Below are 26,792 nucleotides of genomic sequence, written 5' to 3' on the forward strand. Positions count from 1 at the left end.
CGTACGATGCCTGCGGCGGGCCAACTGGCCGTTCATCGGCAATGAATCATCCCGGACGGATCGGTTTGACGGAATCGCGCCGGGCGAGGGAATTTGTTCGAATAAAGAACTGTGATTCTCTATGCGAACGCGCGCCACTGTAAGGAATGAATTCGATGCGGTCAACGGGGGAATACCCGAGCTTCGCAGTGGCGGACGTGCCCGCCGATGCGTGGCAGGCGGCGCGCTGCAATCGGGCCGCAGAAAGGACGAGGCGCGCCAAGCTCAACGCGCCAAAGCAACCGGCGAACGGCGTCGAGACATCTGCCCGTCAGGCCGTCACCCCGGGATTGGCCACCGTCCGCTCGATTCGCCCCAGCCGGACCACCGTCACACCGGGGCGTAACTGCCGCAGCGACGGCATCACGAGCATGCAGTTGTCGTAGGGGGTGCGCACCTCTTCGCCGTTCGACCAGCCGATCACGGCGCCCGCCTCGGCGAAAACTTCGAGGCCGGTGTACGCCGCGGCGAAGCTGAAGTCCATGCTGGTCGCGACGACCGGCTGTGTCACGCGCACGATGTTCTGCTCGGGCGGCAATGGCGCGAGCCATCCAGGCGGCAGATCCGCTTCGTCGATCACGCCGGCCAGCAGCAGGAAGCGCGCGGTCGTATCGCGCGCGACCGCCACCGCACGGCGCTCCCAATGCTGGCCGCATTCGATCAGCAGCGCGTTCTTCGGGCTCGCGGCATCGCCGAACCCTTCGTAGTCGCGCATGCGGCGGCCTTCGGGATGCCCTTCGTCGCAGATCACCGCGGCGGGCGTACCGAGCCGCACCGCGAGGTCGATGCCTTTTTGCAGCGGTCCCGCGACGATCAGCGGCTTGCACCGCTCGTGCATCGAATGCAGGTCGAGCAGCACGTCGACCGTATCGATCACCGGGCGCATCGCACGCGCGCGCTGCAGTTCGCTCGACCTGCGCGACGTGTCGTCGAGCACCGCCGCCGTCCACACGCGGTTGAAGTCCTGATCGACGAAGCGCGCGGCGTCCGGATTCGCCGGATCGAAGCGCCGGTACGCGGCGACGTTCGCGAACGACAGCGTGAGCTGTCCGCGTCGCGGCCGCAACGCGCGACGCAGCAGTTCGTCGACGACGATCGCGCCGCACACTTCGTTGCCGTGCGTGAGCGCGTTGATCATCACGTGCGGGCCGGGCACGCCCGAATCGAACGTGTGGACGTATGCAATGCGCGATGACGATGGCTCGTGCGGCGCGATATCGGGGAATTCGACTTCGATCGGATAGGCTTCTCGGCTCATGGCGGTGTCCTCGGTGAATGGCATTGGTAATCTTTTCGTAAGACGTTGTTATTCCTGGCGCCTTCCGCAAAAGATAGTAAATGTTCTTCCGACATGTGCTTACCGTATCCCGCCACGTCGACAAAATCGTGAACGGATATCAATGACGTGCGGATGCGAGGCGCATCTTCAGCGTGCGCGCCCGCGCATCGCCCAATACCGGTTGCCGAGAAAGCCCACGATCACGTAGACGGGAATGCCGCACAGTTGCGCGAGATAGGGCGCGTGCGTGAGATGCAACACCGAAACCATCGTCGCGAGATTGGCCAGGTACGAGATCAGCACGACGATCAGAAAGCGGATGGCGGTGTGCCGCGTGGCCTCCGTCCTGAACGTGAACCTGCTGTTGAGCGCGAAGCTCAGTCCCACACCCATCGCGTAGCCGACTATGTTCGCAACTACAGGAATCGCGCCCGCCGCCTGCACGATAAAGATGATGGCGGCCGAGATCACCGTATTGAGGCCGCCAACCAGAAGATACTTGATGAACTGGCGAAGAGGTTCGGTACGCGATGCTGTCGTGCGTAGACTGTTCATCGAATGGCCGCCTTCATGCGGCGCTCGCGTAGACGGCATATTGGGCGCCGAGCGGAACATGGGTCAGATATTTTTCGAGTGGACGCAGTTTGGCCAGCATGTGAGGAAAGAAAATCCGGAAGCGCACGACAACGTCGGAAAAGCCCGCATCGAGGCACGCCCGCTTCATGTTGCGCGCGGTGATCAGTTTGGCGTTCACATCGAACTCGCAGGTGTTGACCGCCCTGACGGTCAGCGGGTTCAGCGGATTATGCTCGAAGATGACGACCGTGCCCCGCGGACCCACGACGCGTTTCAGTTCGCCCAACAAATGAACATGCTCGGCGTGATCGATATGATGGAACACGCACATCGCATAGGCGAGATTGAATTCGCCCTGCTCGAAAGGCAGCGTGTGACCATCGAAGTGGACGAAGCGCGAGGAATCGGGAAAGCGGCTGTGCGCGACTTCCAGTGAACGCTCCGATACATCCGCGCACGTGAGCTGTGCGTCCGGCAAATAGCGCTTCACCCATGGAATCGACGTGCCCACGCCCGATCCGAAATCGAGCATGCGCGCGGGCAGCGCATCGCGTCGCGTCATCTCCTCGGCGATGTCGCGGATCTTGTACTCGGCGAAAAACTCCGGACCTTCTCCCGATGCCGCGATGTTACGGGCGTGCAGCGAAAGATACTCGTCAGCAAAGCTGTCGAACTCGGCCTTGTCCATGCTATTCATCCTTTCCGTGAACATCCGTTCCAAAGGCAATTGGAAAGCGATCTGGCGTGACGGTTCATGCATTCTCCATTGTCTCCAGACCCAATCATACGGGACCACGCGAACAATCGCATGGCCTTGCGCGTATCGGCATGCTGATGCAGACCAGTGCCAGTAAAAAGTGGTTGTTCGTATTCCGATGTGGTAATTCCGTTGCGGCTCTAATTCGACGTTTTTTCCGATGCCTTAGTACATTTCGGACAAAGAGGTCCGTATGCTTGCCTGTGGTCGGCGATGCGTACTAATGTCCAACTAGGTTAAACGCCGGACTCTGTGCCTGACTCTGGGTCGAGCCAGCTTCAGAATGGGGAGTTGCCTATGACGACGATGAATCTCGTCGTACCGTGCTACAACGAAGAAGAGGTTATCACCGAGACAAGCAAGCGGCTGCTCGCACTTCTGGAGCGATTGATCGAAGCCGGCGAGGTGAGCAACGAAAGCCGCATCACTTTCATTGACGATGGTTCCCGCGACCGTACCTGGTCGATCATCGAAGTGCTGCACGCGCAGAATGCCCGCTGCGGCGGCATCAAACTCTCGCGCAATCGCGGTCATCAGAATGCGCTGCTCGCCGGTCTGATGACGGCTCAAGGCGATGTACTCGTGAGCCTCGACGCGGATCTTCAGGACGATATCGAAGCCATTCCACGCATGCTCGCGGAATATCAGTCGGGTGCGGAAATCGTCTTCGGCGTGCGTCACAAACGTACGACGGACACATTCTTCAAGCGCTTCACCGCTCGCAACTACTACAAGTTGCTCCGGACGTTCGGCGTCGATATCCTGCCGGGCCACGCGGATTTTCGCCTGATGAGCCGCAAGACAGTGGAAGCGTTGCGTCAGTTTCAGGAGGTCAATCTTTTCCTGCGCGGCATCATTCCGCTGCTCGGGTTCAAGACTGCGATCGTCGAGTACGAGCGCGCCGCGCGCTTTGCGGGCGAGAGCAAATACCCGCTCAGCAAAATGATCGTCCTCGCGCTGGACGGCATCACGTCGTTCTCCGCCGTTCCCTTGCAATGGAGTACGCGCATCGGCGCATTGCTGGCGATCGGCTCGCTGTGCTTCGGCGCATGGGCCGCCTATGCGCGCATCTTCACCAACCTCACGGTGCCCGGCTGGGCTTCGACGGTAATCCCAATGTACTTTCTCGGCGGTATCCAGTTGCTCTTCCTCGGTGTGATCGGCGGCTACATCTCGAAGACGTACGCCGAAACCAAGCAGCGTCCTCGTTTCATCATTGAGCAAACGTTATGAATTTTCCCGTCGATCGTTCGGCGCCGGCGACCCCGGGCGCCGACGTGGTGTCCGCAGACGCGCTGTTTTCGCGCTTCGGCCGGCTCGCCACCATTCTTCCGCGCGTGCTTTTCATCGTCACCGTGCTGTATGGCGGAGCGTTGTTCTGGATCGCGCCGCGTCCGCCCTTGGTGGACTTGCCGCAACACGCGGGACAGGTGATGTTGCTGCGCGATCTGCTCGAGCATACGTCGCCGTGGCAAAACCTCGTGCAGCTCAATCTGCTGACGCCGTATCTCGTCGGCTACGGCCTCGCGCTGCCGCTCACGTATCTGATGCCGATCGGCGCCGCGCTCAATTGCGTGCTGATGCTCGCGTATTTCGCGTTCGTGGCGTCATGCGTGGGCTTTCGCAGGTATCTGGGCGGCGATCCACGGCTCGACTGGCTGTTCGTGCCGGGATTTTTCGGCTTCGCCTTCATGTGGGGCTTCTATACGTTTCTGGTCGCGACCCCGTTGGGCATTCTGTTCATGTGGCTCTCGCACGACTATGCGAAGGCGACTTCCGTCAGGAAGGGGGTATGGATGTTGGTTGCGGGCACGGCGCTGTTCTTCTGTCACGGGCTCGTGTTTCTGCTTGCGATGGCGGTAGGCGTCGGCTTCGTGCTGTTCAAACAGAAGACGTTCGTCCGCAAGATCCTCGCGCTCGCGCCGTTCGTGCCGCTCGGTGTGCTGTGCATCGCGTATATGTTGTGGAGCCGCGCGACCGATCCGCTGCTCGGGCAGACGGTGCCCGGCGTAGACGTATTCAAATGGGGCTTCGACTTGCAGCGGGTGCTCTCGCTGCCCGTCTACGTGTGGGGCATGAACAAAAGCGCGGCCGTGTATTTGCCGCTCGTCGCGCTGATGTTCGCCGCGCCGTGGCTGTGGCGCAACAGGATCAATCCCGATCGCTCGGTCATCGTGCCGATGCTCGCCGTGGCGTTCGTGTGGTTCGTCGTGCCCGGCACGGCGCTGAAGACTGCGTACCTGTATCACCGTTTCGCGCTATTTCTGTTGCCCGCGTACGCGTTGATGTTCTGCGCGCCGCAAACGCCGGCGAACGGCGCTCGCCGTGCGTCGTCCGGTTCGAACCGGGGTGCGCTGCCCGGCGTCGCCGTACAAGCGTTGATCATCGCCGGATGCTGGATCTTCTTTGCTGACCAGACGGTTCGTCTGCATCGTTTCGCCGTCGAGAACGCGCCGCTGGACGCGCTGCTGTCACGGACCGAACCGGATCAACGCGCGCTAAGTCTGATATTCGATCGCGCGAGTCCTGCGTACAGGAGCCCGGCCGCGTACGAGCACCAGTCGCTGTGGTATCAGGCGGAGAAACACGGTTTCGTCGATCCGAACTTCGCGACTTACGTGCCGCAGATCGCGCGCTTCAGGCCGGGCATGATGCCTATGGCCCCGCTGACGCTCGAACACGATCCGGCGGGTTTCGAATGGAATAAGGACAATGGCCGTCTGTACCGCTATTTCTTCGTTCGCAAGGAGGGGCCGTTGCCGAAAGATTTCTTCGCCAATGGCGAATGCGATGTCGCCCTGGTGACGCACGAGGGCGAATGGTCGCTCTACGAGCGGCGCAACTGTCGATAACGGCGCGTCCGGCGTTGCGCCGTCATCCCTTCATGTGGAACGATCGGCGGCCAGGCATTCGCAGCGCGCTTTGATGGGCCTGGCGCGTCGTTCATATCAGGCTAGTTTTGCCGCGATCGCCTCGCCGACTTCGCTCGTGCTTGCTTTGCCGCCGAGGTCGCCGGTGTGCGGACCCTCGATCAGCGTCGCCTCGATCGCCTTCAGGATCGCGTCGTGCGCTTCGCGCTCCTTGCCGCTCGAATGACCGAGGAAGTCGAGCATCATCGCGGCCGACCAGATCATCGCGATCGGATTCGCGATGTGCTTGCCGGCGATATCGGGTGCCGAGCCGTGCACCGGCTCGAACAGCGACGGAAACTTGCGGTCCGGATTCAGGTTGCCCGACGGCGCGAGGCCGATCGTACCCGTGCACGCGGGGCCGAGATCGGACAGGATGTCGCCGAACAGATTGGTCGCGACGACCACGTCGAAACGGTCCGGGTTCAGGACGAAACGCGCGCACAGGATGTCGATGTGCTGCTTGTCCCACGTGACGTCCGGATACTGCGCGGCGACGCCGGCCGCGCATTTGTCCCACCGCGGCATGCTGATCGCGATGCCGTTGCTCTTCGTTGCGACGGTGATTTTCTTGCGCGCGCGGCGCTGCGCGAGATCGAACGCGAACTTCAGCACGCGCTCGCTGCCATGCCGCGTAAACACCGACTCCTGCAGCACGAACTCGCGCTCGGTGCCTTCGAACATCACGCCGCCCACCGACGAATACTCGCCCTCGGTGTTCTCGCGCACGATCCAGAAGTCGATGTCGCCGGCCTTGCGTCCCGCGAGCGGCGAGGGAACGCCCGCAAAGAGCCGTGCGGGCCGCAGATGGTGGTGGTTATTTTATTCGTGGTGCATTCGTTCATGCCGTGCCAGGCGCGGCGTGCCCCTCCTGCAAGGCTTAACCAGGGGTTTTTTGGGATGGTACCTTGATGCACAATCGGGCCTCCTTTATTGACTGTGAGGCACGATGACTTCACTTTCCCTGGGTTCTTACCATGAGGTCCGTGAAAGGCGGCACGGACATCTGTTCTCGGTCAGCCTTTACAGATCGTTCAACCTTCACATCAGGTCTCGCTGGCTGTTTGACGTGGATCGGTGGTTCCATTTTGCATGGCCGGCGAGCGTGCCGCGCGAGTCACACGACGACATTGTGCAGGGCATGGAGGAAGCGCGCGCAGCGTGGCTGCGATATAGCCCATCCATGCTGCTGTCGCACCAGCCATACGAGTTACGCGATATGCTCGGCCGGAGTGACAACCGCTTTCATATGTACAGAATGAAAGACGAAGAGGTTGCCAAAGCCCTGTACAACGAAGTGAAAGACGGTAGCCTGATCTTCGTCCCTGAGCGGGACGAGATGCTCAAGTGCGTGCAGGCGATACGGGAGCAGCGGGAAAAGGCGTCCCGGTCAAGCCCCGTGTGCGCGCGGCAACCGAACGACGCAGACAGGCTCTGGTCCCTCTTTGGCAACAGCCCCCGGGTGCCGCAGAATGCCGGTACGCCGTCGTATTCTCCCCGTGTTGGTTCGTTAGGCGAAGCTCAGCCGTTTGAGTACAGCGAGGACATTCCCACGGGCGGTGAAATGCAAACGGCATGGCTTCCCTCAGAAGGAGGGTTACCTAACCAATGGGTCGAAAACACATCGGGCAAGAAACAATGGCGCTTATATGACGGAGACGGTAACGCGGCCGTCGATATTGATTTCGGTCACGATCACGGGTTTGGCGTTCCACACTCCCATAATTGGGAAAATGGCGTTAGAGATAAGGGAAATGCATTTTCGCTGCTACCTTGGTAAAGGATTTGTTTGATGGACAAACTCAAGGAATTTGGTTACTTCCACGACTGGTATATCAACGCTCTCGTGGTTCGGGATAAGCATAAACTTATTGTCATGTTGGAGGATGAAGGGAAGCGAGCAGCGGCAACTTTTAGCGGAACCAGTCGCTGCACCGTTGAACATTTCAGCGTGTCCAATAACATCGTCTTTGAGATGAAGATCCTCACGCCGGGGGACACGAATTACGATCTCGCCCGTGCCATGCTCTCTAAAAGCGAGCGGTTTTCGAAGACGCCGGGGCCTCAAGTAGCGCTAGTCCTCGCAACGGCCGGCGCGGAGCTAGCTGTGGAATTTGAGACGCTCGAGATCGACGCTGAGTAGGCGATTCGACTCGTGAATCTGCGACTACGGGAATCGGCGCCTTTCGGGAAGCAGTCGCCGTGATGCTAAAACCACTGTACCCGGCGCTAGTAATTTGCCTGATTGCGACCACCTGCTCTGCCGCCGGGCTCACGGCCACCCCGCCATCATTCAACGGAAAATGGACCGTCACCGAGGTGGTCGGATACAGCGATGTTTCGGGCGGAATACCTGAGGCAAAACGACTGCTCGGCAAGGTGCTGAGCATATCGACTGGGGCAGATCGAATTCGCAGGCGAGCGCTGTCGTCCGCACGGCGGTTTCAACGTCCGAACCGTCGAGACCGCGCCGAAGCTCAAGGACTATTACGGTATCAACCTCGAAGATACGGGCTTGCCGCCGAAGACCCTACTGCTGGACAGCGACAATTGCGCGGCCGTATTCCGCATGGATGCGCATCGCGTCGTATTCGGTTGGAACGGCGTGATCGTGCGGGCAGTGAAACCGTAACCATCTCTACCGCCCCGAATTCAGCTTGCGCCACAGCGTCGTCTTGCTGATGCCCAACGCGGCGCAAGCCGCATCGCGATCACCGTCGTGAACCGCGAGCACCGCGCGGATTTCATCGGCCTCGACATGACGGCTGCGCTCGCGCAGCGTCAGCGCCGCCGGCTTCGCGCGCGCGATGGGCTCGACGACTTCCGGCGCGATCGCGCGCAGCATGTCGCGCGTGACGAGCGCCGCACTCGCATCCGTGTCCGCATCGCCATCGGCGAGTTCAACCGCGATCCGCTCGATCACGTTCTGCAACTCGCGCACATTGCCCGGCCACGCATAGCGCCGCAACGCCGCGCCCAAACCCTCCAGCATGCGAGCGGCGGTCGGCGCGTCGGGCACGCGCGCCGCCAGCCTCGGCTCGCGCGCGGCCGCCTGGCGCAACAGTTCGGCGGCGAGCGGCAGCAGGTCGTTCGGCCGCTCGCGCAGCGGCGGTAGCGCGATGCTGAGGATGTTGAGCCGGTAGTACAGATCGGCACGGAAACTGCCCTCTGCGACGGCGTCGGTCAGCGCGCGATGCGTCGCCGCGACGATGCGGATATCGACGCGCATCGGCTCCGTCGATCCGAGCCGCACCACCTCGCGCTCCTGCAACACGCGCAACAGGCGGCTCTGCAACGGCAACGGCATCTCGCCGATCTCGTCGAGAAACAGCGTGCCGCGATGCGCGACCTCGATCAGCCCCGCCTTGCCGCCCTTGCGCGCGCCGGTGAACGCGCCTTCCTCGTAGCCGAACAGTTCGCTTTCGAGCAGCGCCTCCGGAAACGCGCCGCAATTGATCGCGACGAACGCGAAGTCGCGTCGCGCGCTCAGTTGATGCATGCTCTGCGCGACCATTTCCTTGCCGGTGCCGCTTTCGCCGAGAATCAGCACGGTCGCGTCCGACCTCGCATAACGCACGACGAGCGCGCGCACCCGTTCGATCGATTCCGACGCGCCGACGATATCGTCGAGCCGGTAGCGCGCGGTGAACTGCTGCACGCGTTGACGCGCGCGCAGCGTCCGATCGAGCCGTTCGACCGCGCGCGATTCCTGAAACGTCAGTACGGTGCCCGGCGCCGCGCCGCTGCTTGCGAGCGGCCCGCGATGCACGACATAGCTGGCGCCGCGCACCGTGCAGAAGCTGTCGCCCTCCGCGTCCGGCAGACTGCCCGCGAGGTCGGGCGCGAGTTCGAGCAGCGCGCGGCCGACGGCCTTCGCGGCATCGATACCGAGCACGCTCGCGAGCCGCTGGTTCATCAGTTCGACGCGGCCTTGCGCATCGAGCGCGACCACGCCGTCGCGCAGGTGCTGCAGCAGCGTGTCGAGCCGCTGACGTCGCACGGTTTCGCGGCGCGTCGCCTGCGCGACTTCGAGCGCGGTGTCGAAACCGGCCCGCACCGACGCGCGCGAGTAAAGAAACACCGCGCCCATGCCGGCGTTCGCGGCGAGGTCGGTGACCATGCCTGGGCCGACCACGACGTCGATGCCACGATCGCTGAGATCGAGCACGACGCTCTCCGCGTCCTGCGCCGACTGATACGACGCGAACGTGACATCGAGCGCGTACGCGGCGGCGAACCGCCGCACTTCGTCGGGCGTGTCGCCGTGCGTGACGAGCGCGACGCGCGCGCCTTCCCGACGCGCGCGGGCGAGCGCATGCATGACGTCGTAGCCGGTCGGACTGATCCGCACGACCGGCACCGACACGCGCGTCTTCAGATACGCGCCGTTCGAGCCGCCCGCGAGCACGACGTCGGGCCGCGCGGCGCCCGCGGCCTCGATTTCGCGCACCGCGTCTTCGAAGGCGTGCGACACGATGCGAACATCCGCGCGTTCCACGTATTCGCCGGCGATGTCGAAGAACAGATCGCGCAGGCGGCTAATGCTGAGCGCCCAGACGCGCGGACGCTGCGGCGGTTCATAAAGAGGCGTGCTCAAGGCGGACGGCTCGCAACGGGATGGTTCGGGACCTCCATTATGCGAGCATTCATTGCCGATTTGAAATCCGGAGTTTCATTAATGAAATCGAGCGTCGGACGGGGTCGCGTCATCGCTTCGCCGGACTCCCGCCAAATCAGGTACTTAGCTGGTGGTGAGCGGGCTGGCCCGTTCTTTGCGTACAAGGCAGCCCAGTCGAAGCAATGGCCAAATTCCAACCCTTTCTGGAGACAATCGATGAGCGAAGCAGACAACAGCACGCCGAACGCAGGCGCTTTCAAACCGAAAAAATCCGTCGCGCTGTCGGGCGTGACCGCGGGCAACACCGCGCTGTGCACGGTCGGCAAGACCGGCAACGATCTGCACTATCGCGGCTATGACATTCTCGACATCGCCGAGGCGTGCGAATTCGAGGAGATCGCGTATCTGCTGGTCCACGGCAAGCTGCCGACCCAGGCCGAACTGACCGCGTACAAGACCAGGCTGAAGTCGATGCGCGGCCTGCCCGCCAACGTGAAAGCCGCGCTCGAATGGATTCCGGCCGCCGCGCATCCGATGGACGTGATGCGCACCGGCGTGTCGGTGCTCGGCACCGTGCTGCCCGAGAAAGACGATCACAACCTGCCCGGCGCGCGCGATATCGCCGACAAGCTGATGGCCTCGCTCGGCTCGATGCTGCTGTACTGGTATCACTACTCGCACAACGGCAAGCGCATCGAGGTCGAAACCGACGACGATTCGATCGGCGGGCATTTCCTGCATCTGCTGCATGGCGTCGAGCCGTCGAAGGCGTGGGTCGATGCGATGCACGTGTCGCTGAACCTGTACGCGGAGCACGAGTTCAACGCGTCGACGTTCACCGGCCGCGTGATCGCGGGCACGGGCTCGGACATGTACTCGGCGGTCACCGGCGCGATCGGCGCGCTGCGCGGCCCGAAACACGGCGGCGCCAATGAAGCCGCGTTCGAAATCCAGTCGCGCTACCAGACGCCTGACGAAGCCGAAGCCGACATCCGCCGCCGCGTCGAGAACAAGGAAGTCGTGATCGGCTTTGGCCATCCGGTGTACACGATCTCGGACCCGCGCAACAAGATCATCAAGGAAGTCGCGAAGAAGCTGTCGAAGGAAGCGGGCAACACGAAACTGTTCTCGATCGCCGAACGGCTCGAATCGGTGATGTGGGACGCGAAGAAGATGTTCCCGAATCTCGACTGGTTCAGCGCGGTGTCGTATCACATGATGGGCGTGCCGACCGCGATGTTCACGCCGCTGTTCGTGATCTCGCGTACGGCAGGATGGAGCGCGCACATCATCGAGCAGCGCGTCGACAACAAGATCATCCGCCCAAGCGCGAATTACACCGGTCCGGACGATCTGCCGTTCGTGCCGCTGGCGAAGCGCGTTTGACGCGAGCAGCGAGCTAAACTGCCTGCACTGTCCAACCGGCCGCGCGCGAGAAGCGCCGCCGGACGCCGCCGGCATCCTGTCCGGCGGCCGATAACCGTCCTGTCCCTACGCCATGAATACTGCCAACCGCAAACGCCTTCCGGGCACCAAGCTCGACTTCTTCGATACGCGTGCCGCGGTCGACGCAATCAAATCCGGCGCCTACGACAAGCTGCCGTACACGTCGCGCGTGCTCGCCGAAAACCTGGTGCGCCGCTGCGATCCGGTGACGCTGACCGCTTCGCTGAAACAGATCATCGAACGCAAGCGCGAGCTCGATTTTCCGTGGTTCCCGGCGCGCGTCGTGTGCCACGACATTCTCGGCCAGACCGCGCTCGTCGATCTGGCGGGTCTGCGCGATGCGATCGCCGCGCAAGGCGGCGATCCGGCGCTCGTGAATCCGGTGGTGCCGACGCAACTGGTCGTCGATCACTCGCTGGCCGTTGAGTGCGGCGGTTTCGATCCGGACGCGTTCGCGAAGAATCGCGCGATCGAAGATCGCCGCAACGAAGACCGCTTCCATTTCATCAACTGGACCAAGCGCGCGTTCCGCAACGTCGACGTGATTCCGCCGGGCAACGGCATCCTGCATCAGATCAACCTCGAACGCATGAGCCCGGTCGTGCAGGTGAAGGACGGTGTAGCGTTTCCCGACACGCTGGTCGGCACCGACTCGCATACGCCGATGGTCGATGCGCTCGGCGTGATCGCGATCGGCGTCGGCGGCCTCGAAGCGGAGAGCGTGATGCTCGGCCGCGCGTCGTACATGCGGCTGCCCGATATCGTCGGCGTGGAGCTGAGCGGCAAGCCGGGCGAGGGCATCACCGCGACCGACGTGGTTCTGTCGTTGACCGAGTTCTTGCGCAAAGAGAAGGTGGTCGGCGCGTACCTCGAGTTTTACGGCGAGGGCGCGGCGAATTTGACCTTGGGCGATCGCGCGACGATCGCGAACATGGCGCCCGAGTTCGGCGCGACTGCCGCGATGTTCTACATCGACGAGCAGACGATCCGCTATCTGAAGCTGACCGGCCGCGACGACGAACTCGTCAAACTCGTGGAAACGTATGCGAAGCAAACCGGCTTGTGGGCCGATACGCTGAAGCACGCCGACTACGAGCGCGTGCTCGAGTTCGATCTGTCGAGCGTGGTGCGCACGCTCGCGGGGCCGTCGAATCCGCATCGCCGCTTGCCGGTGTCGGAGCTGGCCGCGCGCGGCGTCAGCGGCAAGGTCGAGAACGAGCCCGGTCTGATGCCGGACGGCGCGGTGATCATCGCCGCGATCACGAGCTGTACCAACACGAACAATCCGCGCAACATGATCGCGGCGGGCCTCGTCGCACGCAACGCGAACCGGCGTGGACTCGTGCGCAAGCCGTGGGTCAAGAGCTCGCTCGCGCCGGGCTCGAAGGCGGTCACGCTGTATCTGGAAGAGGCAGGCCTCTTGCCTGAACTCGAACAGCTCGGCTTCGGCGTGGTCGCGTATGCGTGCACGTCGTGCAACGGCATGTCCGGCGCGTTGGACCCGGTGATTCAGAAGGAAGTGATCGAGCGCGATCTATATGCGACCGCCGTGCTGTCGGGCAACCGCAACTTCGACGGCCGGATCCACCCCTACGCGAAGCAGGCATTTCTCGCGTCGCCGCCGCTGGTCGTCGCCTATGCGATCGCGGGCACGATCCGCTTCGACATCGAGAAGGACGTGCTCGGCGTCGATGCGGACGGTCATGCGGTCACGCTGAAAGATCTGTGGCCGTCGGATGCGGAGATCGATGCGATCGTCGCCGCGAGCGTGAAGCCCGAGCAATTCCGCAAAGTGTATGAACCGATGTTCGCGGTCTCCCCCGACACCGGCGCGAAGGCCGACCCGCTGTACGACTGGCGCGAAGAAAGCACCTATATTCGCCGTCCGCCGTACTGGGAAGGCGCGCTCGCCGGCGAGCGCACGCTGAAGGGCATGCGAGCGTTGGCCGTGCTCGGCGACAACATCACGACGGACCACCTGTCGCCGTCGAACGCGATTCTGCCCGACAGCGCGGCCGGCGAATACCTGACGAAAATGGGCCTGCCCGAGGAGGACTTCAATTCGTACGCGACGCACCGCGGCGATCACTTGACCGCGCAGCGCGCGACCTTCGCGAACCCGACGCTGAAGAACGAGATGGTGCTGGAGAATGGCCAGGTGAAGGCCGGTTCGCTCGCGCGCATCGAGCCCGAGGGCAAGGTCACGCGCATGTGGGAAGCGATCGAAACGTATATGGAGCGCAAGCAGCCGCTGATCGTGATCGCGGGCGCCGACTATGGCCAGGGGTCGTCGCGCGACTGGGCCGCGAAGGGCGTGCGGCTGGCCGGCACCGAAGCGATCGTCGCGGAAGGCTTCGAGCGGATTCACCGCACGAACCTCGTCGGCATGGGCGTGCTCCCGCTCGAATTCAAGCCCGGCGTGAATCGCCTGACGCTCGGCATCGACGGCACGGAGACGTTCGATGTGATCGGCGAGCGCAAGCCGCGCGCCGATCTGACGCTGGTGATTCATCGCCGCAACGGCGAGCGCGTCGAAGTGCTGGTGACGTGCCGGCTCGATACGGCCGAAGAGGGGTCGATCTACGAAGCCGGTGGCGTGCTGCAGCGTTTCGCGCAGGACTTTCTCGAGTCGACCAGAGCGGCGGCTTGACGGGTAGACGCGCGTTTTGCAGTGAACGTCGCAACAGACCAGGGCGATGCGGCTTGACGAGCCGCATCGCCCTTCATCAAAGAACATGTCACCTCAGGACACCTTCATGGCCCACCTTCCCCAGATCAAGATTCCGGCCACCTATATGCGCGGCGGCACCAGCAAGGGCGTGTTTTTCCGTCTGCAGGATCTGCCCGAGGCCGCGCAGCGACCGGGCGCCGCGCGCGACGCGCTGCTGATGCGCGTGATCGGCAGTCCCGATCCGTACAGCAAGCAGATCGACGGCATGGGCGGCGCGACGTCGAGCACCAGCAAGACCGTGATCATTTCGCGCAGCAGCCGGCCCGGTCACGACGTCGACTATCTGTTCGGGCAGGTGTCGATCGACAAGGCGTTCGTCGACTGGAGCGGTAATTGCGGCAACCTGTCGGCCGCGGTGGGACCGTTCGCGATCAGCGCGGGCCTCGTCGAGGCGGGCCGCGTGCCGCGTGACGGCGTCGCGATCGTGCGCATCTGGCAGGCCAATATCGGCAAGACGATCATCGCGCACGTGCCGATGAGCGATGGCGCGGTGCAGGAAACCGGCGACTTCGAACTCGACGGCGTGACCTTTCCGGCCGCCGAAGTGCCGCTCGAATTCATGGACCCGGCCGCCGACGAAGAAGGCGCGGGCGGCGCGATGTTCCCGACCGGCAACCTCGTCGACGACCTGGAAGTGCCGGGCGTCGGCACGTTGAAGGCGACGATGATCAACGCGGGCATCCCGACGATCTTCGTCGACGCCGAGGCGATCGGCTACAAGGGCACCGAGTTGCAGGACGCAATCAACAGCGACGCGAAGGCGCTCGCGATGTTCGAGACGATTCGCGCGCATGGCGCGCTGCGCATGGGGCTCATCAAGCATCTCGACGAGATCGCGACGCGGCAGCACACGCCGAAGGTCGCATTCGTCGCGAAGCCGGTCGATTACGTGGCGTCGAGCGGCAAGCCGGTGCGCGCGGGCGACGTCGACCTGTTGGTGCGCGCGATGTCGATGGGCAAGCTGCATCACGCGATGATGGGCACGGCGGCGGTCGCGATCGGCACCGCGGCGGCGATCGCGGGCACGCTCGTCAATCAGGCGGCGGGCGGCGGCGAGCGTGAGTCGGTGCGCTTCGGGCATCCGTCGGGCACGTTGCGCGTCGGCGCGCAGGCGAGTCTGCAGGACGGCGAGTGGGTCGTCACGAAGGCGATCATGAGCCGCAGCGCGCGCGTGTTGATGGAGGGGTGGGTCAGGGTACCGCAGCAGGGCTGAGGCGGCGCCGGTGTCGGCCAACGTCAGCGGCACGGAAGGCTACGTAGGGCAGGCCGTCGCGCTCGCGGCGATGGGGGCATACGGTGCTCGCGGTCGAACCGGACGACGCATTGCGCAACGCGGCCGATGCAAACCTTCGCGTCGTCTACAATGGCCGCTTCGGCCGCGCTCCCATAACCACTCCCCAGCGGCCGACTCAGTCCCGACGCAGAGGAGCCACGATGCAGAACAGGCTGGACGCCGACGCAACGAAGTCCGGCGACGCGGCGCACGACATCGCGCGCGCGAGACGCGCGGTGCTCGTGATCGCGATTGCGCAATTGCTCGGTACGTCGTTGTGGTTCAGCGCGAACGGCGCGATGCGCGATCTGCAGATCGCCTGGCATCTGAGCGCGTCCGGTATCGGCTGGCTGACGAATGCGGTGCAGGCTGGCTTTATCGTCGGGACCTTGCTGTCGGCGACCACCGGACTCGCGGATCGCGTGTCGGCGAGCAAGGTGTTCGCCGTCTGCGGCGTGCTCGGCGCGACCTTGAATGCGCTGTTCGCGCTGTGCAGCAGCGGGCTCGCGTCGGCGCTCGTGTTTCGCTTCGGCGTGGGCGTCGCGCTTGCCGGCATCTATCCGCTCGGCATGAAGCTGCTCGTTACGTGGGACCCGCGCCGCGCCGCGCAGACGCTCGCGTTGCTCGTTGCGATGCTGACGCTCGGCACGGCGTCGGTGCATGCGATTCGTGCGTTGCTGTCGAGCGTGCCGTGGCAAACCGTGGTGCTCACTTCGTCAGGACTCGCGGTGATCGGCGCACTGCTGGTGTTCGTGCTCGGAGAAGGGCCGCACGCGCGGCGCTCGGGCAGCCGACGCTTCGGTTTGTCGGCGGGCGTCGGGCAGGTCGTGCGCATCAGCGAGTTTCGCTCGGCCGCGCTCGGCTATTTCGGTCACATGTGGGAGTTGTACGCGTTCTGGACGCTGACGCCGCTGCTCGTGCAGCGCGCGTTCGCGAGCGGGGCGCCGGCGGCGCCGGGCACCGTCGCGTTGTGGTCGTTCCTGATCATCGCGATCGGCGCGCTCGGCTGCCTGTTCGGCGGCAGACTCAGCCAGGTGGTCGGCAGCGCGCGTACCGCCGCTCTCGCGCTGACGATCTCGGGCACGCTGTGCGCGATTTATCCGCTGACCACGGGGCTCGGCACCGCCGCGCAGCTCGGGTTACTACTCGTGTGGGGCATCAGCGTGATCGCCGATTCGCCGCAGTTTTCGGCGCTGTCCGTGAAGGCCTGTCCCGCCGACAAGATCGGCGGCGCGCTGACGCTGCAGAACAGCTTCGGCTTTTTCCTGTCCGCCTGCTCGATCCTGTGGTCGACCAGCGTATTTCACGCGCTCGACGTGCGCGTCGCATGGCTGCTGCTGCCTGGGCCGATCATCGGTCTGATCGCGATGACGCCGCTGTTGCGCAAGCAGCCACGCTGGTGATGCTCGCGCTGCGTTACTTGCCGCCGTGCTTTTCCTGCCAGCGCCGCATGAACGCGATCTCGTCATGCTGCGCCTTGATGATGTTGCGCGCGAGCCGCTTGATCTCCGGGTCCTTGCCGTATTTCAACTCCGCCTGCGCCATCTCGATCGCGCCCTGGTGATGCGGGATCATGTGCGCGACGAAATCCCGGTCGGCGTCGCCGGTGTATTCGGGGGCGCTCATGTCATGCATCATGCGTTCGTCGGCGGCCTTGAAGGCTTGCGTCGATGCGCCCGCGTCGGTATGCGCCGAATCCGGCATGTCCATGCCGGGCATGCCCTGATGTTGCGCGTGAGCGGGCAGAGCCGCCGCCGCGAATGCCAAACCGCCGAACACACAGAGAGCGCGCAACGCGCGAAGGTTTTTCATATTGGTTTTCCGTTGTTGAAGAGTGTGGCGACGTGATCCGCGCGATTCTAACGGTCACGTCGGACATCGTGGATCTTCCTACCGTGGTAAGGTCAAGCGGAGGCAAAGCAACGCACGCCTATAATGAAACGCGACTGGATGACCAAGCCAGCATCATTGGCAGCATCACTCACTCAACGAGGCTGACAGCATGTACATCGCGATGAACCGCTTCAAGGTGGCGCCCGGCTCCGAGGACGCCTTCGAACATCTGTGGACCACCCGCGACACCCATCTGAAAGAGGTGCCGGGCTTCGTCGAATTTCATTTGCTGAAGGGACCGCGCAAGGACGATCACGTCCTCTATTCGAGCCATACGATCTGGCGCGACCATGCATCGTTCGAGACATGGACGAAGTCCGACGCGTTTCGTGCCGCGCATCGCAGTGCCGGTAACGAAAGCCGCGTGCTGTATCTCGGCCACCCGGAATTCGAAGGCTTCGAAGTCATCCAGACCGTCAAATAACGCGGTCTCGCGCGGGCATGGCGCATGCACATCCGACGCGCATCGCGCGTGGACATCGAGCTGCTCACGGCAGCGCACCACTCACCAAGGATCGAAAACATGAAAGCCGTCAGAATCGGTTCTCCCGCCACAGTCGATAGCCTGCAGGTCGTCGATCTCGCCGATCCCGGTCAGCCCGAGGCCGGGCAGATTCGCGTGCGCATTCGCGCTAGTTCGTTGAACTACCACGACTACGGCGTCGTCAGCGGCAATCTGCCGGCCGAAGCGGGCCGCATCCCGATGGCCGATGGCGCGGGCGTCGTCGAAGCGGTCGGCGCAGGCGTGCGCGAATTCACGGCCGGCGATCACGTCGTGTCCTGCTTCTTCCCACACTGGGAAAACGGTTCGCCCGCGATCGGCGATTTTGCGACCACCCCCGGCGACGGCGTCGACGGCTACGCGCGCGAAGTCGTCGTGCTGCCGAGCCACTACTTCACGCGCGCGCCGGCCGGCTACAGCCACGCCGAAGCGGCGACGCTGACCACGGCGGGGCTGACCGCGTGGCGCGCGCTGGTCGTCGATGGTCAGTTGAAGGCAGGCAGCAGCGTGCTCGTGCTCGGCACCGGCGGCGTGTCGATCTTCGGCTTGCAGATGGCGAGGGCGATGGGGGCATCGGTGATTGCGACGTCGTCGTCGAATGCGAAGCTCGCGAAGCTGCGCGAACTGGGTGCCGACCATACGATCAACTATCGCGACAATCCCGAATGGGGCAAAGAAGTGCGTCACATCACCAACGGGCGCGGCGTCGATCACGTGATCGAAGTGGGTGGTCCCGGCACGCTGCCGCAGTCGATCACCGCATGCCGCATCGGCGGGCACATCGCGCTGATCGGCGTGCTGACCGGCCGCGCGGGTCCGGTGCCGACCGCGCATCTGATGGCGCGGCAACAGCGTCTGCAAGGGCTGATCGTCGGCAGCCGGCAGGATCAGATCGACATGGTGCGCGCGCTGGAGACCACGGGCATCAAGCCGGTGATCGACAGCACGTTCGCGCTGGACAAGCTCGCCGACGCGTTCCGGCACGAGGCATCGGGTGCGCACTTCGGCAAGATTTGTGTGGCGATCTGAGGATTCAACGCTCGCGCCCGGCCCGCATGACCCGCGGGATCGCTAGGGCCTGTTCACGCTAATAACGGGTTCCCCTGTTTTAAAAAAACCTTCAAGGGGCTGGCCGCCAGAAGGGCCGATCGCCGCGTCATGCTCCTTGTGAATACGTCGAGTATTCGTTGCGTCGCAATCCTTGCGCTCGGCCCTTCTGGCGGCCAGCGCAAGCCCGTTATTAGCGTGAACAGGCCCTAGCTCAAATTCCCCTCGCGAGGTCCGCGAAACAGACACCCGTCGCCTCGCAGGCCTGCGTGAACCCTTCGTCGTAACTCGTGAAAAACAGCGTGCGCGTCGTGCCGAGCGTTCTGAACAGCTCGGCGAGCACCGCGCGCGCTGACGCGTCGAGTCCGCCGGCCGGTTCGTCGGCGATCAGCACGCGGGTTTCGCCGAGCGCGGCCGCCGTCAGAAACACCTTTTTGCGGCTGCCATACGACATCTGCTCGAAACGTTTGTCCAGATGCGGCGCGAGGCCGAAGCGTTCGGCGAGCGCGAGCACGTCGTCGGTCAGCGCGGTATGCCGCGCCGCCGCAACCTGCCGCAGATAATCGCGGCCGGTCTGATCGGGCCAGCTCATGCTGTCTTCCGGCACATACGTGAGCAGCGCTTGCGCGGCATGCGGCGCGGCGCGCAGCGAATGACCGCCGAGCCATACGTCGCCGGTGTCGGGTTCGAGCGCGCCGGCGAGGATGGCGAGCAACGTCGATTTGCCGCTGCCGGATTCATCGTTCAACGCGACGCAGCCGGACGTCGCGTCGAAGTGCAGTCCTTCAAACAGGACGCGGTCGCTATAGCGCTTGCTGAGGTTGTCGAATCGAAGCATGGGTTGGCGCGCAGAGGGCGATGTGAACGCGGCGCAGGATTGCGCCACGCCTCGTGCATGCCGTGCGGGATCTGCGCCACGGCAATTTCGCGCCAGTGTAGCAGCGCGCGCCTGGTTCCTTCGCGCCGTTACGCAGACGTCGGCGTCTCCAGCAAGAACTCCACCATCCGATCACACACGCGTTCGAACATCTGCGTGCCCGTCACGGTCGGGCAACCGCGCGCGCGTGCCGCTTCGATCAGCGGCGTAAGTGGCGGTTTCGTTACGACATCGCCGACAAAAGTCGTGGCCGGCAAGCGCGCGACGTCGATCGGCAACGAATCGCCCGCGCGCATGCCGAGCGGCGACGCGTTGACGACCACGTCATACGGACTCGGGTCGAGGTCGGCCGCCGCACCGCGCGCCCTGCCTCGGCCGAGCGCATTGAGCCGTGCGGTCAGCGAGCCGGTGCGTTCGACGTCGTTGTCGCGCACGTCGAGCGAGCCGACGCCGCGCTGAATCAGCGCATGGCCGATCGCCGAGCCCGCGCCGCCCGCGCCGACCAGCAGCGCGCGCTTGCCCCGTAGTTCGCAGCCCGCCGCGACGAGCGCCGCAACGAAGCCGGTGCCGTCGAACATGCCGCCATGCCAGCCGCCATCGGCGTTGCGGCGCAGCGTGTTGACCGCGCCAAGGAACGCGGCTTCTTCGGCGAGCGTCGCGCAATAGCTCGCCGCGGTGAATTTGTGCGGCACCGTGATGATCACGCCGTCGACGTTGCGCATCGGCGCGATGCCCGCGAAAAAAGCCGGCAGATCGGCTGGCGCGACGTGCGCGGGCACCACCAGCGCATCGCGGCCGGCCGAACGCATCGCGGCGGTCACGCCGGACGGCGAGCGCACCTGCGCAATCGGATCGCCGACGATGAAATACACGCGCGTCGCGCCGCTCAGACCCGCGTCGAGCGACGCCGCGAAGGAAGGGGTTTCAGCCCGCTGCATAGTCGAACCTCCTGAGTGCAGCGTAGGAAAGAACTGTCGATGCCGCTCGGCGCCGGCACCCAAAAGCAGAACCTGAGAGAAAAGTGGCGATGACGGGAACGGGTCCGTAGAGAGCCGTTGCTCATCCTGCCAGCTGATTCCAAAATCCTGACTTAATCGTGGCCTATTTTCAGATCATTTAGGTCCGTCTAATTACGCTTTGTCAGTGATTGTGACTGATTTTAATTGGGGTGCGGTTAGATATAGACATTAAAAACACGCGCTGCTTTTTACGCTGATAAACTGTGCGCGGAGCCAAGGCGGCGACGCCCTACGCACGCTTGCCGCGTCCCCTTCCGGCGTGTCGATGGCCGGATAGATGGTACAAATAGGCCCTTTCCGCGGCTTTGACAGACGCGTACCGCCGGCATACTACCTTCGGCTAACGCGGCTCACCGGGACGCACAGATCGTCGTCCTTCTGAATTGTCCTTTGAGCCTCGCCGTGTGGCGCTTCGCCCCCAGCCGATTTTCCGCAGACTCCGCCTTCCGATTTCGACAGGTAAGTTTGACAGAAAGCTTGATTAAGTAAGGGCTTGTTCAAGTCCGCATTTTGGAAATGACTCATGAAGCCGGGAAATAATTCGCTTGGGAAAAAGCGCGCACGCAAAATTGCGGTGGCGGCTGTGGCGGTGCTGATCGCGGTGTTGGTCGGTTGGGGCGTCTGGTATATCCAGCATCGCGCCGAGCCGCAGGCGCCGGCGCTGAGCGGCATTGCGAGCCAGATGCGTCACGATGCATCCGCGTGGACGCATGCGGAGAAGGATGCGTCGACGATGCTGCGCGACATTCACGACACCAACGTCGCGGCGATCGGCGTGAGTCCCAACGCGATTCTGGTGTCGCTGCGTGACGGCTCGAAGTACTTCGTCACCGATCACAACGCAACCTTCTCGCACGCGCTGCTGCTGGGCGAGCGCTCCGACGCCGCCGCGTATCAGCTCGTGTGGCTGCCCGACGTCGACATCCACAGCGACGGCGCACGCTGGACCCAGCTGTTCGACCAGTTCCGCGACGCGCTGAGCGTGCTGCTGCCGCTCGTGCTGATCGGCGGCATGGCGTGGTTCATGCGACGCGAGATGAAGGGCGGCGCGAAGCTGCTCAGCGAAACGCCGACGCTGCGTTTCGACGACGTGATCGGCGCGAACGAAGCGAAGGCCGCGCTCGCCGACATTCGCGGTTACCTGTCCGATCCGAAGCAGTTCTCGTCGCTGGGCGTGCGCGCGCCGTGCGGCATCCTGATGGTCGGCGCGCCCGGCGTCGGCAAGACGCGGCTCGCTCAGGCGCTGGCCGGCGAATGCGGTGCGAACTTCATTTCGATCACGGGCAGCTATTTCAGCGCGAAGTACTACGGTGTCGGTATCCAGAAGGTGCGGCACCTGTTCGAACTCGCGCGCAAGAACGCGCCGACGGTCATCTTCATCGACGAAGCGGACGGTCTCGCGAAACGAACCGACACCGGCGGTGGTCCGGTCGAAGCCGAAAGCAACCGGATCATCAACCAGCTGCTCGCGGAGATGGACGGCTTCGAGTCGAACGAGGGCGTGATCGTCGTGGCCGCGACCAACCATCCCGACAATCTCGACGAAGCATTGCGCCGTCCCGGCCGTTTCGATCGCACGGTGCAGGTGCGTCTGCCGGATCGCGAAGACCGCGCCAAGATTTTCCGTTTCTACGCGCAGCGGCTGAAATCGAAGGCGGCGGATATCGACTACGACCAGCTCGCGCGTTTGACGACTGGACTGTCGCCGGCCACCGTCGCGATGGTCGTGAATCAGGCGGGGCTGATCGCGCGCAAGGCGGGCGATAACGAAATCGCCGCGAAGCACTTCATGGAAGCGATCAAGATCGCGCGCATCGGCGACGTGAGCGGCGCCGAGCGCGCGCTCACCGAGGACGAGCGCAGGCGCATCGCGGTGCATGAGGCGGGTCATGGTCTGGTCGCGGCGCTGCTTGGCACCGGCGTGCTCGAGGAAGTGACGATTCTGCCGCGTGGCGGCGCGCTTGGCGTCGCGCTGATCACGAAGGCGCAGGACAAGCACCTGTACCGCGAAACGGAAATCCGCAACGAGATCCAGGTGCTGCTCGGCGGACGCAACGCGGAGATTCTGATGTTCTCCGAAGCATCGAGCGGCGCCGCGTCGGACTTGCAGGAGGCCTCGCGTATCAGCCTCGACATGGTGTCGAAGTTCGGCTTCAACAGCGACGGCGATCTGTTCAGTCTCGCGGCGCTGCCGTCGCAGTATGCGGGCCTGCAAATGAAGAGCGCAATCGAGCATGCGAACGTGCTGCTCAAGGAGCTCAACGAACTTTGCTACGGGCTACTGCACGCGTACGAGCCGGTACTGCGCGACATTTCGGACCAGTTGCTCGAGCACGAGACCGTACCCGGGGACACCGTTTATCGGTTCATCGCCGAGCACAAGAGCACGCTGAAGATCGTGCAGGAGCCTGCGGCGGCTTGACGGGCCTGATGATGCGCTACGCGAAGTCCGACGATCCCGGGTCGGTCGGCATCGCGGGAAAGCGCCGCGCGCATCGTGTTCTTCTTTCGTTTGGCCGGTTCGGTCCCGTGGAGTGCGTCAGATGAAGGGCGGTCGGGTGGTGAGGCCGAATGATAGCGTGAGGCGCGTAGCCGGATAGATCGGCGACCTGGTTCGATCTGTCAGGCTACGTCGGAAGCGACGTTCTCCGCCGCTTTCAATACCGATTCGCCGCGCGTCTTCACTCGCAAAATCGGCGCCTCGATCAACCGCCACGACAGCACCGCAATGCCAAGCGAAATCGCAAACGACGCGACGATGCCAAGCATGTGTGCCCACATCGGCACGCTGCCGCCAAACAACGCCTCGGCGTGACGGTTACGCGTCAGATCGGGGATCAGGTTGTGATACAGATAGAAGCCGTAACTGATACGCCCAAGACCGGCGAGCCAACGCGTCTGTAGCAGACCCATCACGGCAGCATTGCGGCAACACGCGATCGAAGCCACCAGCGCCGCGATACCGATCCCGTACGTTGCGCTGATCGCGGTAAACAGCAAGGGATCGTCGAGCATGTTCCACTTCGGCTCGGCCGCGCACAAACCGATCACGACCAGACTCAGCGCGAACAGCGTCAGGCCATGACCGAGCCAGGCACGCACGCGGCCGCGATCGTCCTCGATCACCAGACCACCGATGCCGCCCAACGCGAGCAACCAGACATTGCTCAACGGGTGCGTATAGATCGTGATCTCATCCCAATGCGCGGCGCGCATCGCGAACAGCGCGGCAAGGCCGAGCGCCACGATCGCCCAACATGCCGCTCGATGTCGCCGCGTCGCGAGCAGCAGCAAAAACGGCGCAACGACGAGATAGAACTGCTCCTCGATCGCGAGGCTCCACAAGTGCGAATAGCGGCCCGGCCAGTAACGCAGCACCGAGCCGATCCAGAAGTTGGACAGATACGCGAAGTGAAACGGCATGCCGCTCGCCAGTTCCGGATTCGCGAGGCCGAATGCCATCAGCACGCACATCACGACGAGCATCAGGTAATAGATCGGAAAGATGCGCACCGTGCGACGAAACAGAAAGCGCCCGAGTTCGGTGCGGAAACAGCTGTCGCCCTCTTCGATGCGCGCGCGCCGCGACGACAGGATGCCGATGATCAGAAAGCCGCTCAGTGCGAAGAAGATCCACACGCCGAGATGCCCGATTTCGCCGATGTCGCCGAAGAGTCGATGCTGCAGAAACACCATCAGCACAGCGATCGCGCGCAATCCATCGAATCCGGCAATTCTGTTTTTCATAAACCTCTATTCGCAAAGCGGCGGAAAAGCACGAAAACATCGTACGGGGAAAAAATGCGAAAAAAATCGCAGCGCGCGTTCGATGATTTATTTTCGAGGCTCGCGTTCCGTCCATGAAGACGGGTGTCCCTGTTTCGTGCATGAAAAGCCGCAAAACTTTCCGCGTGTTCGCTAAAGACGCGCCGAGTATTACCAGTCGCCAACGACTCCATGTCAGAAAGCCGTTGTGAAAGCGAACATTAGAGGCGCATCGTCAGCGCCTTCGCCTGCGTCATAGGTGATGCATTGAACGATCGAGTCTTTTGTTGTTCGCACAGGTCGGCACGCTGATGGGCACTGTCACGTTGCTGAGATGTCCGAGTAAGATCGCGTGATGAAGAATGAAAAATCGCTTTACCACGGTCATCGCTTTCCAGCGGCGGTCATCAGTTCCGCGGTCCGCTGGTATTTCAGGTTTCAGCTCAGCCTGCGTGATATCGAAGAGCTGCTATTCGAGCGGGGGTTATCGTCAGCTACGAAACAGTCCGACGCTGGTGCGATAAATTCGGTGCCCGTTTCGCCCACCGTGTGAAAGCGGCGCGTCGCAAGACCGGCACGACATGGCACCTTGACGAAGTATTTGTGACGTTGCGCGGCGAGCCTTACCTGCTGTGGCGCGCTGTTGATCAATCGTGAAAAAGCGGGAGAGGGCACACGCACCCTTTCCCGCCGACCGCTTACCACTGATACGAGGCACCAATCCCGGCAGTCGTGCCACCCGCGGACATCCCAACACCCGCTTTCACCTTGATGTTGTCCTTGATACGAGCAGTACCGCCCAGTGCGATCGCCTGATAACCGTTGTAAGTCGCTGCCGCGATACCGAACGACAGTTTCTTGCCTTGATCGACTTCTGGAATCATCGTCAGCGCGGTAGCGGCGGCGATTCCCGAGTAGGCGTTCCTGGCGAGATTGTTGACCGCCTGGTTGGTCGCGTTGATACGCTGATCGGTGTAGTTGTTGGCCTGCTGAACGCCTTGTGCGACCGAGCTGTTCATCTGACCGACATTGACTGCATCCGTGTCCGCCGTACCCGCTGCGACGTTGGTGATCTGGCGTTCGTGACCCGCTGAACCCACCGATACCGAGTTATCGCGATCCGTCACCGAGCCCTGACCCAACGCCACCGAGTTCGCATTGCCAGCCTGCGAGCCCGTGCCGATCGCCGTCGAGTTGACGCCGGTCGCCGCCGCATTGGTGCCCACTGCCACCGCGTTCTCTGCTGCGGCGCTGGCGTTTGCCCCAACCACCGTGCTGCCCGCACCGGTACCCGGCATCGCCGCGTTAGCCACTGCTTCACTGTTGCGGTCCGACGACGAAACATCCGGGGTGACCGGCTGGATGTTCGACACCTGGGAACCGAGATCCTTCACCTGGCCGTTGAGATCCGTCACCTGGTCCTGCAACGCCGACAGCTGGCCGTAGTTTACCGCGTCATACTGGCTCGTGCCGTTCGCCACATTGGTCAGGATCACCGGACCTGCGCTCTGGCCTCCACCCAGCGTCACGGAACCGAAGTTCACCGAACCGTCACCGTTACGGTCGTACTGCACCGCGCCCGACAGTTGCGTGCCGACATCGCCCACCTGGTTCTGCAGCTTCGTGATGTCCGTGGTGTTCTGCGTGACCCGGTCATCCAGGTTGGTGACGGCATCGCCTACGCTATGCACGGTCGTACCGCCCACGCTGTAGCTCGGTGCGCTGATCGTGCCGTCCGCGTTCACGGTCGAGCCGCCACCCAGACCAGCGGCCACGCTCGCCGAGTTCGCATACAGCTGGCTGCCGTTGACGGCTTCCTTGCTGCCCGCTGCAATCGCACCGTCGGCAACGCCGCTCAGCGAGCGCGCGCCATCGGTGCCACCGAAGTCCACCGTCGTGCCGTCCAGGTCCCTGGCCACCGTGATGGCCTTGCTGGTCGCGTCCTGCTGCACCAGGCCGACGCTGCCGCCGTCCAGCTGCTGCGTCAGGTTCGTGACCGAGCCTTCCACGTTGGTCACGCGGCCGTCGATGGTGGTGATCGCCGTCGTGTTGGCCGCAATG

General features: G+C 63.4%; 20 protein-coding genes and 2 pseudogenes. 12 read left to right on the top strand and 10 right to left on the bottom strand.

All coding sequences use genetic code 11. The features are described 5' to 3' along the window. Nucleotides 1-310 precede the first annotated feature (310 nt). The 3 genes from HDG34_RS12535 to HDG34_RS12545 all read right to left on the bottom strand — a co-directional run bounded on the left by HDG34_RS12535 (nucleotide 311) and on the right by HDG34_RS12545 (nucleotide 2,582). The gene (locus HDG34_RS12535; protein WP_184060442.1) at nucleotides 311-1,297 is read right to left on the bottom strand and encodes a succinylglutamate desuccinylase/aspartoacylase family protein; all 987 of its coding nucleotides are present in this window, start codon (nucleotides 1,295-1,297) and stop codon (nucleotides 311-313) included. Nucleotides 1,298-1,465: 168 nt separating this feature from the next. Next, the gene (locus HDG34_RS12540) at nucleotides 1,466-1,873 is read right to left on the bottom strand and encodes a GtrA family protein (RefSeq protein ID WP_184039660.1); all 408 of its coding nucleotides are present in this window, start codon (nucleotides 1,871-1,873) and stop codon (nucleotides 1,466-1,468) included. 13 nt (nucleotides 1,874-1,886) lie between these two features. Then, nucleotides 1,887-2,582, bottom strand: coding sequence for a class I SAM-dependent methyltransferase (locus HDG34_RS12545; protein ID WP_184060444.1), 696 nt, complete (start codon nucleotides 2,580-2,582; stop codon nucleotides 1,887-1,889). A 366-nt stretch (nucleotides 2,583-2,948) separates the two neighbouring features. Between HDG34_RS12545 and HDG34_RS12550 the strand changes: the two genes are divergently transcribed. Together HDG34_RS12550 and HDG34_RS12555 are read left to right on the top strand one after the other, a co-directional pair. Next, nucleotides 2,949-3,884: a glycosyltransferase family 2 protein gene (locus HDG34_RS12550; protein WP_184060446.1), complete on the top strand. Its 936-nt coding sequence runs from the start codon at nucleotides 2,949-2,951 to the stop codon at nucleotides 3,882-3,884. After that, nucleotides 3,881-5,503, top strand: a complete 1,623-nt coding sequence (locus tag HDG34_RS12555; RefSeq protein WP_184060448.1) for a hypothetical protein — start codon at nucleotides 3,881-3,883, stop codon at nucleotides 5,501-5,503. Before HDG34_RS12550 ends, HDG34_RS12555 begins: the two co-directional genes overlap by 4 nt. 96 nt (nucleotides 5,504-5,599) lie before the next feature. Here the strand turns inward: HDG34_RS12555 and HDG34_RS12560 are convergent. Further along, nucleotides 5,600-6,370: pseudogene (locus HDG34_RS12560) on the bottom strand (isocitrate/isopropylmalate dehydrogenase family protein); the annotation flags it as partial. Between the two features lie 139 nt (nucleotides 6,371-6,509). Here HDG34_RS12560 and HDG34_RS39080 point away from each other — a divergent pair. Both HDG34_RS39080 and HDG34_RS12570 read left to right on the top strand, forming a co-directional pair. Next, entirely contained in the window at nucleotides 6,510-7,340 is an 831-nt protein-coding gene (locus HDG34_RS39080) for a hypothetical protein (protein WP_260321141.1), read from the top strand. A gap of 12 nt (nucleotides 7,341-7,352) precedes the next feature. Beyond that, complete coding sequence (locus HDG34_RS12570) at nucleotides 7,353-7,703, top strand: hypothetical protein (protein WP_221309120.1); 351 nt, start codon at nucleotides 7,353-7,355, stop codon at nucleotides 7,701-7,703. A 495-nt stretch (nucleotides 7,704-8,198) separates the two neighbouring features. On the opposite strand, the gene prpR is transcribed toward HDG34_RS12570, so the two are convergent. After that, nucleotides 8,199-10,157: a propionate catabolism operon regulatory protein PrpR gene (gene prpR / locus HDG34_RS12575; RefSeq protein WP_184060449.1), complete on the bottom strand. Its 1,959-nt coding sequence runs from the start codon at nucleotides 10,155-10,157 to the stop codon at nucleotides 8,199-8,201. Between the two features lie 237 nt (nucleotides 10,158-10,394). On the opposite strand from prpR, the gene prpC reads away from it, so the two are divergent. From prpC to HDG34_RS12595, 4 genes are all read left to right on the top strand, one after another. Beyond that, nucleotides 10,395-11,564 (top strand): 2-methylcitrate synthase, encoded by a 1,170-nt coding sequence (prpC, locus tag HDG34_RS12580; RefSeq protein ID WP_184060451.1) that lies wholly within the window; start codon nucleotides 10,395-10,397, stop codon nucleotides 11,562-11,564. Between the two features lie 112 nt (nucleotides 11,565-11,676). Then, nucleotides 11,677-14,274: a Fe/S-dependent 2-methylisocitrate dehydratase AcnD gene (gene acnD, locus HDG34_RS12585; protein ID WP_184060453.1), complete on the top strand. Its 2,598-nt coding sequence runs from the start codon at nucleotides 11,677-11,679 to the stop codon at nucleotides 14,272-14,274. Between the two features lie 106 nt (nucleotides 14,275-14,380). Beyond that, nucleotides 14,381-15,568: a 2-methylaconitate cis-trans isomerase PrpF gene (gene prpF / locus HDG34_RS12590; RefSeq protein ID WP_184060455.1), complete on the top strand. Its 1,188-nt coding sequence runs from the start codon at nucleotides 14,381-14,383 to the stop codon at nucleotides 15,566-15,568. A 221-nt stretch (nucleotides 15,569-15,789) separates the two neighbouring features. Beyond that, a complete protein-coding gene (locus HDG34_RS12595) occupies nucleotides 15,790-17,031 on the top strand; it encodes an MFS transporter (RefSeq protein WP_090809240.1) in 1,242 nt (413 codons plus the stop codon). Nucleotides 17,032-17,044: 13 nt separating this feature from the next. Here HDG34_RS12595 and HDG34_RS12600 read toward each other — a convergent pair whose 3' ends face one another. After that, complete coding sequence (locus tag HDG34_RS12600) at nucleotides 17,045-17,440, bottom strand: DUF305 domain-containing protein (RefSeq protein WP_184060457.1); 396 nt, start codon at nucleotides 17,438-17,440, stop codon at nucleotides 17,045-17,047. A 190-nt stretch (nucleotides 17,441-17,630) separates the two neighbouring features. Here HDG34_RS12600 and HDG34_RS12605 point away from each other — a divergent pair, with 190 nt between their 5' ends. Both HDG34_RS12605 and HDG34_RS12610 read left to right on the top strand, forming a co-directional pair. Further along, nucleotides 17,631-17,945, top strand: a complete 315-nt coding sequence (locus tag HDG34_RS12605) for an antibiotic biosynthesis monooxygenase (protein ID WP_184060459.1) — start codon at nucleotides 17,631-17,633, stop codon at nucleotides 17,943-17,945. Nucleotides 17,946-18,044: 99 nt separating this feature from the next. After that, nucleotides 18,045-19,052 carry an NAD(P)-dependent alcohol dehydrogenase gene (locus HDG34_RS12610; RefSeq protein WP_184060461.1) on the top strand — a complete coding sequence of 336 codons (1,008 nt, stop codon included), beginning with the start codon at nucleotides 18,045-18,047 and terminating at the stop codon, nucleotides 19,050-19,052. A gap of 232 nt (nucleotides 19,053-19,284) precedes the next feature. Here HDG34_RS12610 and HDG34_RS12615 read toward each other — a convergent pair whose 3' ends face one another. After that, nucleotides 19,285-19,908, bottom strand: coding sequence for an ABC transporter ATP-binding protein (locus tag HDG34_RS12615; RefSeq protein WP_184060463.1), 624 nt, complete (start codon nucleotides 19,906-19,908; stop codon nucleotides 19,285-19,287). A 128-nt stretch (nucleotides 19,909-20,036) separates the two neighbouring features. Further along, nucleotides 20,037-20,885 (bottom strand): shikimate dehydrogenase, encoded by an 849-nt coding sequence (locus HDG34_RS12620; RefSeq protein ID WP_184060465.1) that lies wholly within the window; start codon nucleotides 20,883-20,885, stop codon nucleotides 20,037-20,039. A gap of 604 nt (nucleotides 20,886-21,489) precedes the next feature. Here HDG34_RS12620 and HDG34_RS12625 point away from each other — a divergent pair. Next, on the top strand, nucleotides 21,490-23,388 hold the full coding sequence (locus HDG34_RS12625) for an ATP-dependent metallopeptidase FtsH/Yme1/Tma family protein (protein ID WP_184060467.1): 1,899 nt from the start codon (nucleotides 21,490-21,492) through the stop codon (nucleotides 23,386-23,388). Nucleotides 23,389-23,588: 200 nt separating this feature from the next. Here the strand turns inward: HDG34_RS12625 and HDG34_RS12630 are convergent, their stop codons facing one another. Beyond that, nucleotides 23,589-24,713 (bottom strand): acyltransferase, encoded by a 1,125-nt coding sequence (locus HDG34_RS12630; protein ID WP_184060469.1) that lies wholly within the window; start codon nucleotides 24,711-24,713, stop codon nucleotides 23,589-23,591. Between the two features lie 373 nt (nucleotides 24,714-25,086). Here HDG34_RS12630 and HDG34_RS12635 point away from each other — a divergent pair. Next, a pseudogene (locus tag HDG34_RS12635) lies at nucleotides 25,087-25,382 on the top strand (IS6 family transposase); the annotation flags it as partial. Between the two features lie 47 nt (nucleotides 25,383-25,429). Here HDG34_RS12635 and HDG34_RS12640 read toward each other — a convergent pair. After that, the coding region (locus HDG34_RS12640; protein ID WP_184060471.1) for a YadA family autotransporter adhesin at nucleotides 25,430-26,792 on the bottom strand (1,363 nt) is incomplete at its 5' end.

It is taken from the genome of Paraburkholderia sp. HC6.4b, from assembly GCF_014200875.1.
GTDB lineage: Bacteria > Pseudomonadota > Gammaproteobacteria > Burkholderiales > Burkholderiaceae > Paraburkholderia > Paraburkholderia tuberum.

Excerpts from the sequence above, each read along its gene's own strand:
- HDG34_RS12620 (WP_184060465.1), bottom strand. The coding sequence starts at position 20,885 with ATGCAGCGGGCTGAAACCCCTTCCTTCGCGGCGTCGCTCGACGCGGGT.
- prpF (WP_184060455.1), top strand. The coding sequence starts at position 14,381 with ATGGCCCACCTTCCCCAGATCAAGATTCCGGCCACCTATATGCGCGGC.
- HDG34_RS12540 (WP_184039660.1), bottom strand. The coding sequence starts at position 1,873 with ATGAACAGTCTACGCACGACAGCATCGCGTACCGAACCTCTTCGCCAG.
- HDG34_RS12550 (WP_184060446.1), top strand. The coding sequence starts at position 2,949 with ATGACGACGATGAATCTCGTCGTACCGTGCTACAACGAAGAAGAGGTT.
- HDG34_RS12615 (WP_184060463.1), bottom strand. The coding sequence starts at position 19,908 with ATGCTTCGATTCGACAACCTCAGCAAGCGCTATAGCGACCGCGTCCTG.
- HDG34_RS12605 (WP_184060459.1), top strand. The coding sequence starts at position 17,631 with ATGTACATCGCGATGAACCGCTTCAAGGTGGCGCCCGGCTCCGAGGAC.
- HDG34_RS12535 (WP_184060442.1), bottom strand. The coding sequence starts at position 1,297 with ATGAGCCGAGAAGCCTATCCGATCGAAGTCGAATTCCCCGATATCGCG.
- acnD (WP_184060453.1), top strand. The coding sequence starts at position 11,677 with ATGAATACTGCCAACCGCAAACGCCTTCCGGGCACCAAGCTCGACTTC.
- HDG34_RS12570 (WP_221309120.1), top strand. The coding sequence starts at position 7,353 with ATGGACAAACTCAAGGAATTTGGTTACTTCCACGACTGGTATATCAAC.
- HDG34_RS12595 (WP_090809240.1), top strand. The coding sequence starts at position 15,790 with ATGCAGAACAGGCTGGACGCCGACGCAACGAAGTCCGGCGACGCGGCG.
- HDG34_RS12610 (WP_184060461.1), top strand. The coding sequence starts at position 18,045 with ATGAAAGCCGTCAGAATCGGTTCTCCCGCCACAGTCGATAGCCTGCAG.
- HDG34_RS12555 (WP_184060448.1), top strand. The coding sequence starts at position 3,881 with ATGAATTTTCCCGTCGATCGTTCGGCGCCGGCGACCCCGGGCGCCGAC.
- HDG34_RS39080 (WP_260321141.1), top strand. The coding sequence starts at position 6,510 with ATGACTTCACTTTCCCTGGGTTCTTACCATGAGGTCCGTGAAAGGCGG.
- HDG34_RS12600 (WP_184060457.1), bottom strand. The coding sequence starts at position 17,440 with ATGAAAAACCTTCGCGCGTTGCGCGCTCTCTGTGTGTTCGGCGGTTTG.
- HDG34_RS12545 (WP_184060444.1), bottom strand. The coding sequence starts at position 2,582 with ATGGACAAGGCCGAGTTCGACAGCTTTGCTGACGAGTATCTTTCGCTG.
- HDG34_RS12630 (WP_184060469.1), bottom strand. The coding sequence starts at position 24,713 with ATGAAAAACAGAATTGCCGGATTCGATGGATTGCGCGCGATCGCTGTG.
- HDG34_RS12625 (WP_184060467.1), top strand. The coding sequence starts at position 21,490 with ATGAAGCCGGGAAATAATTCGCTTGGGAAAAAGCGCGCACGCAAAATT.
- prpC (WP_184060451.1), top strand. The coding sequence starts at position 10,395 with ATGAGCGAAGCAGACAACAGCACGCCGAACGCAGGCGCTTTCAAACCG.